Genomic DNA, 13390 nt, shown 5'->3' on the forward strand with positions numbered 1-13390 from the left:
GGTATTTTCGGCGATACTGAAAGCGTTTTATCTGTGTTCACCCAAAAATATCTGCAGAATGGAGGTTTGTTGATGTCCGTTCAAGTATCCTCAGGCGAATTGCAGCAAGACCGAGGGAGTGCCCTGTACGTGGCGTTGGTGACCGGTGTGGCAGCCATCGGCGGATTTTTGTTTGGCTACGATCAAGGGGTCATTTCAGGGGCCATCGGATTCCTGCAGACACAGTTTCAGATGAGTCCGGGTGTTACCGGGTTCGTGTCGGCGAGCATCCCCTTGGGGGCCATGATTGGGGTGCTGGTGGCAGGGTTCCTCAGTGACCGGGCTGGAAGAAAACCGGTTCTCCTGTTGGCAGGCGTGCTGTTTGTCATCTCCAGTCTTGGCTGTGCGGCTGCGAATTCGGTCGCTATGTTGGTGCTGTCGAGGTTGATTGGTGGGCTTGGGATTGGTGTGGCTTCCATGGTCTCTCCAATGTACATTTCCGAAATTTCACCGGCTCGCATTCGCGGACGCTTGGTCGGTACCAACCAATTGGGGGTCGTTCTCGGTATCTTGATTGTGTACATTGTCAACGCTGTCATTGCCAATGTGCACACGCAGACGTGGGACCAGTTGGTGGGGTGGCGCTGGATGTTTGGCGTGGGTGCCATACCTGGGCTCCTGTTTTTCATTCTGCTTTTTTGGGTGCCGGAGAGTCCCCGCTTCATGGTGCAGCAGGGGCAAAGAAACCGGGCGTTTGCCGTGCTGCGGCGGATTAACGGCACAAACCTGGCGCATACAGAATTGGATACCATCGCTTCTTCCTTGGAGGCAGAGAAGCAGCAGAGTGGGCGCCTCTCCGAACTGTTCCAGCGCGGGTTGCGCGTGGCGCTGCTGGTAGCCGTGGTGCTGGCCGTGATGCAGCAATTCACCGGCGTCAGCGCGGTGGCGTACTACGCGCCCATCATCTTCAGGGACAGTGGTGCAGGGGCGAATGCGTCCTTGATTGAAACCGTCTTCATCGGTGCGTTGAAGGTGATCTTTACGGTGGTCTTGATGTTCCTGATTGACCGTGTCGGCCGCCGCAGCCTGCTGTTGATGGGTTCAGCGGCCATGGCGGTTTTCCTCATCGCCCTCGGCGTGTCGTTCGCCATGCCGCACATCAGCGTCGGTCTGGTCTTGGCTTGCATTCTGCTGCATACCATTGCATTTGAACTGTCCTGGGGCGGGGGCGTGTGGATCATCATTTCCGAGATTTTCCCCACGCGCATTCGCGGCAGGGCCATGGCCATCGGTTCATTCGCGCTGTGGGGCGCCACGTACCTGGTCACACAGTTCTTCCCAGTGATGATGCACCACTTCGGGGCGACGGTGACATTCTGGGTGTTTGCCCTCATGTGCATTCTCATGTATTTGTTCACACTGCGTTTCCTGCCAGAAACCAAAGGGAAAACGCTGGAAGAAATCCAAGCGCACTGGCGTTCTTATGGCGAAAGAGCGCAGATTTCTCTCTAGTCACAAGAGTTTCGCGACGTCGGTTGGCAGGAGCGGCGCATTGTCAATAGCGTCGGCAACTAGTATACTAGTATTCGTTCGGGGGTTGCTGGTTGATGAACGGCCGGTTGAGTGGGCATGGTGTTCCACAGCGCGGCGCCGTGCATTTCCTCGCAGCGAAATTCTTGGACCACCGGATCTGCCGGATGGTTGGCAGATGCGAATTCAGCCATTCGAGGTGTGGGCAGCATGAGCATGGATACAAGCGCGTTACGCGCCATGGTGGAAGACGTGGTGGACCGTGCCCGGGTCACAGACATGCACACGCATCTGTTCGCGCCCGAGTTTGGGTCTCTCCTGCTCTGCGGGGCAGATGAGCTGCTGACCTTCCACTATTTAATTTCGGAGTCATTTCGCGTGCATCGCATGCCGTATTCGGACTTCTGGCGCCTTTCCAAGGCGGAGCAGAGCGCGCAGATTTGGCGGTCTCTCTTTGTGGAAAACAGTCCGCTCAGTGAAGCCGCTTCCGGCGTGATTTCGGTTGCGCGCCGCCTGGGCTGTGACCCTGCAGCGCTGTCATTGCAATCTTTGCGGGAGGCACTGCCCAGTCGACCGACGCCAGAGTACGTGCAGCGCGTGCTCGATGCTGCGGGCGTGGACGAAATCGTCATGACCAACGACCCGTTTGATCCGGCGGAACGCGCCTGTTGGACAGACACATTTCGGTACGATCCGCGATTTTACGCCGCCCTGCGGCTGGATGCCATGATGAACCGTCTGGAGCAGGTATGTCCGTTGTTGCGAGCGGATGGATACGAGGTGGATCCGCAACTGGGCGGCAAATCTGTACCCGAATTGAAGCGCTTTCTGGAAGCCTGGATTGAGCGGACGCAGCCAGTCTACGTGGCCTTTTCTGTGGCAGATGACTTTGTGTATCCCGACGGTGGGATTCGCGGCCGGATTCTGGATGAGGTGGTGCTGCCGGTGTGTCGGGAGCACAAACTGGCGTTGGCGCTCATGGTGGGCGCACGCAGACAGGTGAATCCGCAATTGCAGTTGGCAGGTGACAGCGTTGCGAATGCTTCCGTGCGTCCGTTGGAGGCGCTTTGTGTCAACCATCCGGACAATCGTTTCCTCGTCACCATGCTATCCAGGGAGAATCAGCACGAGATCGTTGTGGCGGCAAGAAAATTCCACAATTTGATGGTTTTCGGCTGCTGGTGGTTTGTGAACACCGATTCGTTGGTGGAGGAAATCACGCGCATGCGCTTGGAACTGCTCGGTCCTACGTTCATCGCCCAGCATTCGGATGCCAGGGTGTTGGAACAGTTGATTTACAAATGGGACCGGGTGCGATCCGTGCTCAAACGGGTCCTCGCGGACAAATACGAGCGCCTCGCTCAGGATGGATGGTGCGTCACTCGCGCGGATGTGGAGCGCGACGTGGATCGCCTCGTCCGCACAAATTTCTGGGACTTCGTGCGCTGGTAGCATTGGCCGAATCACATCAGGCCGTGCACTCACACCGCAGGCGCAACACAGAGTGAGGTGGACATCATGCCAACGCTGAACTGGGAGGGACTGAAGCAGGCCGCCGAATGGGACCGCGCCGACATTCGGCGCCCTGCATTTGACGTGGCGCAGATGGTGGCCAAGACGAAGGAAGCCCCCATCTGGCTGCACATCGGCGGTGGCAATCTGTTCCGCGGATTCATTGCCCCGCTGCAGCAGGTGCTGTTGGACAGAGGCGTGGTGGAGCAGGGCATCGTGGTCGTCTCTCCGTATGACGAGGAGATTGTGCAGCGGGTGTACCGCCCGCATGACAACCTGGTATTGTTGGTGCGGCTTCATCCGGACGGGCGCCAGGATCGGACCGTGGTGGCCAGCGTGGCCGAAAGCTTGGTTGGCGATCCGGCCCACTTCGCGGATTGGCAGCGTCTCCGGCAGATTTTCACCGCTCCGTCGCTGCGCATGGTGAGCTTCACCATCACAGAGAAGGGCTACAGCGTCACCGACCTGACCGGGGCGTGGTTGCCGGATGTGGCGGCGGATCTGGAACAGGGGCCCGCAGCGCCTCGCAACACCATGGCGAAGGTGACCGCACTCGCGTACGAGCGATATCTGGCGGGAGGCTTGCCCGTGGCGCTTGTCAGCATGGACAACTGTTCGAAGAACGGCGATAAGCTCCAGTCTGCCGTTACGGCCATCGCTGAAGCGTGGGCCGAGCGCGGATGGGTTGAGCGGGCCTTTCTCGATTACCTGACGGATTCCGACCGGGTGTCGTTTCCGTGGTCCATGGTGGACAAAATCACACCCGGTCCGTCGCCGTTGGTGCGGGACACCCTGGCCGATCTCGGGGTGGCGGACATGGACATCATCCGCACGCGCCGCAACACCCAAATCGCCCCGTTTGTGAACGCGGAGGTGCCGCAATATCTGGTGATTGAAGATTGGTTTCCCAATGGTCGGATTCCCCTGGCGGACGCCGGCGTCTGGTTCACCGACCGAGACACCGTCGAGAAGGTGGAGCGGATGAAAGTCACCACCTGTCTGAACCCGCTGCACACCGCTCTCGCCATCTTTGGCTGCCTCCTCGGACATCCGTCCATCGCGGCGACAATGCGGGACGACGCGCTGCGCCGGTTGGTGGAATGCATCGGATACGAAGAGGGGTTGCCGGTGGTTGCCAATCCCGGCATCATTCGACCAGAGGCGTTCCTGCGCGAAGTGTTGACGCAGCGTTTGCCCAATCCGTATCTGCCGGACACACCGCAGCGGATTGCGACGGACACCTCTCAGAAGATGCCCATCCGTTTCGGAGAGACGCTGAAGGCCTACCACGCCAGGGATGATCTGGACATCCGGTCACTGCGCGGCATCCCGCTGGTGATTGCGGGGTGGTTCAGGTACCTGATGGGCGTCGACGATGACGGCGCCGCCATGCCGCTGAGTCCAGATCCGATGCTGGAGACGCTGCGCGCGCCCTTGGCCGGGGTGACATGGGGCCAGCCCGCATCGTACACGGGACAACTCCGCCCACTCCTCGAGAATGAGCGGCTGTTCGGTGTGAATCTATGCGCTGTGGGGTTAGCCGACCGGATTGAGCGCGACTTTCTCGCGCTGATGGCGGGCAAACACGCTGTGCGAGAGACGTTGGCTCGGGCGTTTGCCCAGGCTGCGTACCCAGGCAGGAGAGGAGCGAATCCATCATGAAAATGACCTTTCGGTGGTTCGGGGAACAGGATGATGCGGTCAGGCTGGAGCAGATTCGGCAGATTCCGGGCGTTACGGGCATTGTGGGCGCCCTTTACGACGTGCCCGTGGGCGAAGTGTGGCCGCTGGACAAAATTCAGGCATTGAAACGACAGGTGGAACGGGCCGGGCTTGAACTGGAGGTCATTGAAAGCGTCAACGTCCACGAGGATATCAAGCTGGGGCTGCCCACGCGCGATCGATACATTCAGAACTATCAGCAGACCCTTCGCCATCTGGCGCAGGCCGGGATCAAGGTCGTCTGCTACAACTTCATGCCTGTGTTCGACTGGTTGCGCACCGACTTGGCGAAGCGGCTCCCGGACGGTTCGGAAGTGTTGTACTATGACCACCGCGCGGTGGAACGCATCCAACCGGACACGCTCGTCGCGGAGATGGCGCAAAACGCCAACGGATTCACGCTGCCGGGATGGGAACTCGACAGGCTGCGGGCGCTGGAACGGGTGCTTCACCAGTATCGGGAGGTGGACGAGGAACGGCTGTTCGACAATCTCCAATACTTCCTTGAACGGGTGATTCCGGTTTGCGAGGAGGTTGGGATTCGATTGGCGATACACCCGGACGATCCGCCCTGGTCCGTGTTCGGCCTGCCGCGAATTGTAACCTGTCGGGAGCACCTCGACCGAATTGTGCGCATGGTGGACAGCCCCGCGAATGGTCTCACGCTCTGCAGCGGCGCGCTCGGCGTCAATCCAGACAACGATATCCCCGCCATGGTGCGGTATTTCGGTGCCATGGGCCGGATTCATTTCGCACATGTGCGCAACGTGAAAATCCTCGGCGACAAATGGTTTCACGAAGTGTCCCACCTGTCGTCCGACGGCTCTCTCGACCTGTTCGAGATTATGAAGGCCTACCATGAGATTGGCTTTGACGGATACATGCGACCGGACCACGGACGCATGATTTGGGGAGAAAAGGGCAGGCCGGGATATGGATTGTACGACCGAGCGCTCGGCATTGCCTATCTGAACGGTCTGTGGGAGGCCATTGGCAAGCTGTCGTCTCCCAGGCAGCCATGGACCGCAGGCGGAAAGGAGGGCGTCACATGCCCGACGTGATCACTTTGGGAGAGTCCATGGTCCTCCTGACGCCTGATGAACCAGGACCGCTCAAACACGTCCAGACCTTCTCTAAACGGGTGGGCGGCGCGGAGTCCAATGTCGCCATCGCCCTCTGCAGATTGGGCCACACGGCTGGGTGGATCAGCAGGCTCGGTCGGGATCCCTTCGGCGAATTCATTCTGTCCACCATTCGCGGAGAAGGCGTGGACACCACCTGGGTTTCCTTTTCGGACGAACGGCCGACGGGTGTGATGTTCAAGGAACGCCTGGGGTGGAGTGGAACCAACGTCTATTACTATCGAACCGGTTCTGCCGCCAGCCACCTGCAGCCGGACGACATACCGCCGGACTACCTCGCCACCGCCGGATTTCTCCATATCACCGGCATTACACCCGCGCTCAGCGCCGATGCGCTGGCGACCGTCCGGCACGCCGTCCGAGTGGCCCGGCAGCACGGCGTACAGGTGTGCCTCGATCCGAACATTCGTCGCAAACTTTGGACGCCGGAAGAAGCACGAGAGACGCTGTGCTCACTGCTGCAGGACGTGGACATCTGTCTGCCCGGCCAGGATGAGGCGGAACTTTTGACGGGCCATCACCGGCCGGAGGATCAAGCTGCGGCGCTGATGGCAGCCGGCCCCTCGTGTGTGGTCATCAAACTGGAGGACAAACGCGTATACTATCGCTCTGCGTCCGACTCAGGCGTGGTACCGGCGCCAAAGGTGCATGACGTCGTGGACACCGTCGGTGCGGGCGACGGGTTCGCCGCCGGTTTTCTCTCCGGGCTTCTCGACGGCCTGTCGTTGCGGGATGCGGTGGTCCGTGGCTCCGTGGTGGGGGCGTTCGCGCTGCGGAGCCCCGGTGATTTCGAGGGCTATCCAACGCGGCGGGAACTGGATGGATGGTTCGCAGGCAGACGGGAGGTGGAACGGTGATGGACGAATTGCTGCGAAGCGCTCGGTTGATTGCCATTCTGAGAAAGCTGCCGTTTTCGCACATGGCGGCGGCGGGGGAGGCGCTGTACGCCGGCGGTGTGCGCCTGGCGGAGGTGACGATGGAGTCGGACAACGCGCTTGCCGCCATCGACGTGCTCCGCCAACAGGGGCTGACCGTTGGCGCCGGCACGGTACTCGACGGCGAGACCGCCGAGCGCGCTATTGCCCACGGCGCCGTGTTCTTGGTCACCCCGTGCATTCGGGCGGATGTCATTGAAACCGCGCGGAAGCACCGGGTACCGGTGATCACGGGGACGCTGACGCCGACGGAAATCTGGACGGCGTACGAACTCGGATCGACCTATGTGAAAGTATTTCCCGCTGGCTCACTGGGGCCGGCCTACATCCGCGATGTGATGGGGCCACTGGGGCACGTGCCGCTGGTGCCGTCCGGCGGCGTGACCCTGGACAACGCGCGGTCGTTCCTCGATGCGGGAGCCATCGCGGTTGGCGTGGGCAGCGCGCTCACCGACCGGAAACTGTTGGAGAATCATGACTTCGCGGGGTTGGCCGAACGGGCCCGGGCCTACGTGCGGGCGGTGGCGGCGGGGGTGTGATGATCGAAGGGGATGAAAAATCCCCTTCAACCGCCATCCTAATGAAGGATCGAAAATCCCACGTTTGTCTCAATCAAAGTGTCTCCCCAATCATTCAGAACAAACTATACCTCGCTGCCTGACAAAATCCGAAATTCAGCAAAACGTCTGGCGAAAATTGTTGATTAGTTCTGAAAGATGGATGCATGATTCTGTAGAAAAAGTGTTTAAGACGTTGTATACTTCATCTCCAAGCATAGACTGGGCAGCAAGCAAACATTCCCGTGCCAGTTCACGGTTGTTTGCGGAGTTGTGAACTATGGCCTTCCATAGGAACAGACGTCCAGACAGACGAAGATCCGTATCCTTCGCTAAAATAAGTGCCTGATTCGCGTGGTAGAGGGCTTCATCGAATGCCTGTTCAGCGCATGATAGCCGAACGTATTCCTCTAAGAGCCTGGCCTTGTTCTCCGTGTAGTTCATCTGAGTGTAGTAGTTAAGGCATTTGTCCAGGCTATCTCGAGCTTGTATGTAGTTACCACCATCTATCCACAAGGCGCATATGTTGTGTTGGCACTCATGGTACCTTTTTGAATCATATATTAGATAGATGTCCATGGCCTTTTGGAAGTACTTAAATGATTCGCTCCATCTCTTAAGGTGTCTATAACATATGCCCATGCCATGGTAACACCTAGCCATTATCTTCGAGTTGTTGTCTTCCAATGCAAGGATTAAGCCTTGCTCAAAGGCATCTAATGCCTCGGGAATATCCTCAGATTCGATGAGAGTGCTACCTAGATTTACCCAACAACGCATTACAAAATGTGCAGGAGCGTTGCGTCGAATGATCTCTTTATACACCCACGATGACCTATCATACAATTTAAGGCTAAAATAGCAATTGCCTAATCGAGTTGCTGCTTCCCAGTACATTGCAGAGGGATGTGTTGTCTCAGTCGTTGACCAAGACACGGAAGTCGACAAAGCATCCAACAGTTCAGGTGTGTATTTAGATATATTACTCCAAGCTATCACACTCTCTAACATCTTATCTGTCATTTTGAAACCATGAAATATTGACCATGCCTTCGTAAGTTTTGCCACATCACCATTAGCCTTTCCTTTTTGAAGTAGACGTTCAGCTTCGTTAACTTTATCTTTGGCATGCAGGTAAGGTAACAGTGATTCGAACGATGTTCCAAGACGTTCAGCAAGTAGACGAAGCGTATTTACTGATGGTGAGACTCTACCGTGTTCAATCTGGCTAAGATACGAACGATCAAAAAGCCCGTCGGCAACTTCAGATTGGGTGAGTCCTTTACTTAACCGGATACGGCGAATCTCCTTCCCGATTTCCATATAATTCTCACCTCATAGATGTGAAATCTGTAAAATGTACAGTGTGGTTCGTGTGTATATACGTACTTCTTTGACGATTGTCGCAAATTTAGAATCAACACAGGGTTGTCTTGGAGACTCATTTCCAGGACATGTACAGCGCTAGCACAAAACTTATTTCACACACTTTTTTCTCACATCCTGTTGTATTTTCGCCTTTGGCAAAGTCTAAAACGTCAGCGTTCACTTTCCACATTATACAATAGTCTGGATATTCGTGATACATCTGTGTTGCGACATGAACTGACTGATATATTACTATCTGTGTTAGATATAGACTTTGTAACAAGTGTTAGTAAAGTTAACGCACGGTAGTGATGAGACTGTCCTATATTTAAGTCGTTGGGACCAATTCTGGCTAAAGGGTGGTGAACGATGCAAAAAAAACGAAGATATTTCAACTCATTGCGAAGCATTAGAGCTTAAACAACATGATGCTTCGCGCCAGCTGCATATCTAAAAGGTGGATATATTTTCTCGTTTGTTGTTATGTAATATGGTTTCCGATTCATCAGTATGTATAAATTATTTGTCAAGGGGTTCAGCATGAATTTGATGGCATGGTGGCTCGGCACCGGCCTGTCCATTTTGACAGCGGTCGGTATCACCGTTCTATTTGGATTTAAAGATCTGAAGGATCGGGTTAGCGCGTTCTTTCTGATATGGATGACACTTCTGTGCGGTGCCGTGTTCCTTTGCGCGGGGCCGCTCGGACATCTCACCAATGTCGCGTTTCTGGGTGTAAACGCAGTGCTCTGCTTTGGCACATTGCTCGCATTGCGAATACGCAGGCCATTTGTCCCGCTGCGCATTCGTGCCAGCGCCTTTCCTTCCGTACAATGGCTGCCCACGTTGTACGGAACAGTACTGGTGGTGCTCCTGCTTGGAACGGCTTACGTAGGATACTTGCTCCCTCCCTATGCCTACGATGAACTGGCATACCATCTCGTTTCCGTGGCGGCGTGGATACACCATCACAGGCTGGTGGACAGCGGATTTCTCTGGGCGGATGTGTATCCGCGAAATGCCGAACTTCTCTACACCTGGCTGTACATGTCCGTGGGCACGGATCAATGGGTTCACCTCGGACAGTGGCTGTTCGGAATCGCCGGAATCACGGCGGTGATGGGGACTGCGCGGTTGCTGGGGCTATCCCGCTCGTTCGCTGTGATGGCGGGGGTGTTGTATTTCACGGCGCCGACCATCATTCTCCAGGCGACCACTGATTATACGGATCTTGCATTTGTCTCCATGTTCCTGATGTTTTTCTACGACTATCTGAAGTATTTGAGAACGGCCGATGGGCGGTACGCGTTGTTGGCGGGCGTGGCGGGAGGGATGGCTCTCGGGATGAAGTCGAGTGCCGTCATGTATTTGGGCGTTTGCTGCGCAGTTGCGGCCGCCCACGGCGTGCGTTGGGGCAGACAACACCGAATTACGCTTCGACGAAGTGTTCTGGATATTGTGTTGTTCGCCATTCCTTTGATTGGTCTCGGCGGCTATTGGTATCTCCGGGATTGGATTCAATTTGGAAATCCGGTGTATCCGTTTACCGTCAGCATTCACGGTCACGTGGTGTTTCCAGGGAAGGGGTCCGTTGAGACGCTGATCATGGCACCAAACACACCGGCATCCTTAATCCACCTGCCATGGTGGGCAAGGGTTTGGAAAGCATGGACGAGTATACCGACGTTTTACGCCTACGACATGCGGCTGGGGGGGCTGGGGCTGCAGTGGACATTCCTCGAACTACCCGCGCTGGTCGTTTTCACAATCTACTTGATCCGGAAAAACTGGGTCCTGCTGCTGCAGGTTGTCGTTCCTCTCCTAGTTATCTTTGTGCTTGAGCCCGCCGATTGGTGGGCCCGTTACACCTTGTTCATGGCAGCGCTGGGTGCGTGGGCGTTGGCCTATGTGGTCAGTATGGTTCCAGCTCCTTGGCTGCGAACCACCCTATCCAGCGGAGTGCTGGCCGCCATCTGCATGTCTTATGGTGTGGGCATTGTGCTGTTCACATCAGGTGAGAAAAGGGATTCCGGGTTCGTCGGCGAGGCTGTGCGCCGGGCTCTTCACACTGCGCCACAGCATCGGACCATCGGCGGTGTGGTGTTTCCGGAATATCGCTGGGTGGACTCGTTGACTGGACCTACACACCTGATGGTGGATGCGAATGTGCCGGCACTCTACGCCTTCTATGGAAAAAGGGTGGAAAACACGGTGGATGTGTTGTACGCGCACACGAGAACGGATCTGTTGAGCGCGGTGGTTGAGTCGAAACCGCAGTACCTCGTGGCCGCGAAGGGAGGTGAAGTCGATGCATGGGCAGAGCGGGAGCCCTCTCTTTTCCAATATGTCGGACAGTACGGTGAATACACCGTCTATCGCGTCACGCCGTAAAACGATCCATATACGGATGCTCTTTGTCCAATTGCGCCCGGTTCAATGGACGAAGAACCTGCTGTTATTCGCGGCTCTGATCTTCACCATTCCTCGGATCGACATGGTGATGGTGCTGCATGAGGTGGAGGCGTTTGTCATATTTTCGTTGGTTTCCGGATGTATTTATATCGTCAATGACTGCCTGGATCTCCCCTTGGACAGGAACGATCCGGAAAAACGACATCGTCCCATGGCCGCTGGACTGATCACACCGAGACTCGCCCTGTCCTGGGCGGGCGTCCTGCTCGTCGTATGCCTGCCCTGGGCCTTCGCTCTGCATCTAAGGTTCTTCCTGACGGTTGTGGCTTATCTTGCGCTGAATGTCGCGTATTCCTTTGTGTTGAAAAACATAGTGATTCTCGACATTTTCACCATCGCAACAGGATTTGTTCTACGCGCCGCCGCTGGAGGATTCGCCATCGGTGTTGAACTGACGCCGTGGTTCCTATGTTGTGCCATGATGTTATCGCTGTTTTTGGCGGCGGGGAAGCGGAAATACGAGTTCACCGTGTGGCGATATCAGCAACGGCGCGCACCACGCCCCGTGTTGTCACAGTACACGGAAGAATTGTTGAATCAGTTGAATAGCATCACGGCTGCGCTGGTCATCATGACCTATTCGCTTTTCACATTCTCCTCCGGGCATACGCGCTTTCTCATGCTCACCATTCCACTGGTGGTCTATGGAATCCTCCGCTATTCGTACCTGTTGTACGCTGCAGGGCAAGGGGGGCGACCGGAGATCATCCTGCTCAAGGACAGACACATTCTCGCAACCGTGGGATTGTTCGCAGTGCTGGTGGTGGCGTTGCTGTCTGTATTTCATTAGGGGAGCCACTGGAGAGTCCAACTGAGGGAATGTCAGATGAGGAGTTATATTTACAAATCAGTAAATTTGTTGTATTCCCAATTATAAATGTGAAGAAGAGAACTTGCGAAGGGATGCGGACGGGACCTATCCCGAAAGGGCGTCTCCGGCGGTAAACGCCCGTGGTGCCGGACACCTGTTATACACGAAATCGAAATGGGGAGAAGTCATGCCGTAGGCGGCCGGATGGCATTGGGCACATACCCGACCGCCGTATCTTTGACGACAAATGGGTCCATCGCGCAGATGCCGCATTCCCCGAGCTACCAACGGATTTCGGTCGCGATGGATCCAAACTAAGTGAAAGGCATTGCAACTGAGGCGGAAGAGCCCAAATAAATTTATACGGTTGGGGATTTCATTCCCCTGGACTCCCATTCTTCTCGGGCTGGTCCGTAGACACCGGGGACCTTCACGCCCGCCTGGCGCATGAGCACCGTCATCTGCCCGCGGTGGTGAATCATGTGCTTGATCAGCAGCGACAGGAGTGCAGCACCGGACAAGTCCATGCCAAATACATGACGGATTTCTGTCAGGGACGCGTTGGTCCACTGCTGACGCACGACCTCGGTGGCGGCAGTGCTGACCTGACGGAACGTGTCAGCGATGCGCTTCGCAGAGGTTGGGACGGTGTCCGCGCCAGCCACAGGTTCAGCCCGGAGTCCAAACGCGGTCAGCATGCCGGGGATACTGGTCACGATGTGCCAAGCGATTCTCCCCAGCGTACGATCATCTGGTGAAACCTGTTGCTGCAGCGACGCGTCCGTTAAGGCGTCCAGAACTTTCTGCGTGGTGCCAGCTTCCTGATTCCATTCCCGTATGAACTCTTCGATGTTGCTGTACATCCTTTCATCCCTCCTAGACATCGGTGCCAGATGGACTCCATCCATACTGTACCACATCCCCGAGGACCGGCCACAAACGACCAACGCGTCGGAGAAATGGGATACCATGTTTTCATTCCATCGGGCAGCATTCCTGTAATGAAGTAATTTCGGGTTTGAGGCAATAAAAAAGTAAGCGTCAAACCCCTCACACCTTGCGCTTCTCCAGACTTCGTGCGAGAGTCATGCACAGCAACAATCAGCCCCGCCAGGGAACCCAGCGGGGCGATTTCTCATGCTATGCTTTTTTCCCGCGCCTGCGGATCCGTTCCGGCAGGCGGTCCGACCACGGGAGTAACTCATCCATCGCCGCCCGGTCGTCCGTTCGGATGTTGGGCAACCGCTCGAACAGGTATTCCAGGTACAGATACGGGTCCAGCCCGTTCTCCTTGGCTGTCTCCACCAGGCTGTAGGCAATGGCGCTCGCCCTTGCCCCGCGCGGTGTATTCGCGAACAGGAA

General features: G+C 56.3%; 11 protein-coding genes. 8 read left to right on the forward strand and 3 right to left on the reverse strand.

Annotated elements, in window-relative coordinates:
* Positions 1-72 precede the first annotated feature (72 nt).
* The 6 genes from G463_RS19870 (at position 73) to G463_RS0110195 (ending at position 7359) form a co-directional block, all read left to right on the forward strand.
* Positions 73-1491: a sugar porter family MFS transporter gene (locus G463_RS19870; RefSeq protein WP_051322183.1), complete on the forward strand. Its 1419-nt coding sequence runs from the start codon at positions 73-75 to the stop codon at positions 1489-1491.
* 228 nt (positions 1492-1719) lie between these two features.
* Positions 1720-2961, forward strand: coding sequence for a glucuronate isomerase (locus G463_RS0110175; protein ID WP_156900166.1), 1242 nt, complete (start codon positions 1720-1722; stop codon positions 2959-2961).
* Positions 2962-3027: 66 nt separating this feature from the next.
* Complete coding sequence (locus G463_RS19875) at positions 3028-4683, forward strand: mannitol dehydrogenase family protein (RefSeq protein ID WP_051322178.1); 1656 nt, start codon at positions 3028-3030, stop codon at positions 4681-4683.
* Entirely contained in the window at positions 4680-5804 is a 1125-nt protein-coding gene (uxuA, locus tag G463_RS19880) for a mannonate dehydratase (RefSeq protein WP_051322179.1), read from the forward strand. The genes G463_RS19875 and uxuA overlap by 4 nt, the downstream gene beginning before the upstream one ends.
* Positions 5792-6742, forward strand: a complete 951-nt coding sequence (locus G463_RS0110190) for a sugar kinase (protein ID WP_026975080.1) — start codon at positions 5792-5794, stop codon at positions 6740-6742. Before uxuA ends, G463_RS0110190 begins: the two co-directional genes overlap by 13 nt.
* The gene (locus G463_RS0110195) at positions 6742-7359 is read left to right on the forward strand and encodes a bifunctional 4-hydroxy-2-oxoglutarate aldolase/2-dehydro-3-deoxy-phosphogluconate aldolase (RefSeq protein ID WP_026975081.1); all 618 of its coding nucleotides are present in this window, start codon (positions 6742-6744) and stop codon (positions 7357-7359) included. The genes G463_RS0110190 and G463_RS0110195 overlap by 1 nt, the downstream gene beginning before the upstream one ends.
* A 135-nt stretch (positions 7360-7494) precedes the next feature.
* Here the strand turns inward: G463_RS0110195 and G463_RS0110200 are convergent, their stop codons facing one another.
* Positions 7495-8700 carry a helix-turn-helix transcriptional regulator gene (locus tag G463_RS0110200; protein ID WP_026975082.1) on the reverse strand — a complete coding sequence of 402 codons (1206 nt, stop codon included), beginning with the start codon at positions 8698-8700 and terminating at the stop codon, positions 7495-7497.
* 585 nt (positions 8701-9285) lie between these two features.
* On the opposite strand from G463_RS0110200, the gene G463_RS0110205 reads away from it, so the two are divergent.
* Together G463_RS0110205 and G463_RS0110210 are read left to right on the forward strand one after the other, a co-directional pair.
* Entirely contained in the window at positions 9286-11136 is a 1851-nt protein-coding gene (locus G463_RS0110205) for a glycosyltransferase family 39 protein (RefSeq protein ID WP_026975083.1), read from the forward strand.
* 16 nt (positions 11137-11152) lie between these two features.
* Entirely contained in the window at positions 11153-12007 is an 855-nt protein-coding gene (locus G463_RS0110210) for a decaprenyl-phosphate phosphoribosyltransferase (RefSeq protein ID WP_051322180.1), read from the forward strand.
* A gap of 380 nt (positions 12008-12387) precedes the next feature.
* On the opposite strand, the gene G463_RS0110215 is transcribed toward G463_RS0110210, so the two are convergent.
* Complete coding sequence (locus G463_RS0110215; protein ID WP_026975085.1) at positions 12388-12891, reverse strand: DinB family protein; 504 nt, start codon at positions 12889-12891, stop codon at positions 12388-12390.
* 277 nt (positions 12892-13168) lie between these two features.
* A partial coding sequence (locus G463_RS0110220) for a transposase domain-containing protein (protein WP_169725466.1) occupies positions 13169-13390 on the reverse strand: 222 nt, incomplete at its 5' end.

It is taken from the genome of Alicyclobacillus contaminans DSM 17975 (genome assembly GCF_000429525.1).
Lineage (GTDB): Bacteria > Bacillota > Bacilli > Alicyclobacillales > Alicyclobacillaceae > Alicyclobacillus_A > Alicyclobacillus_A contaminans.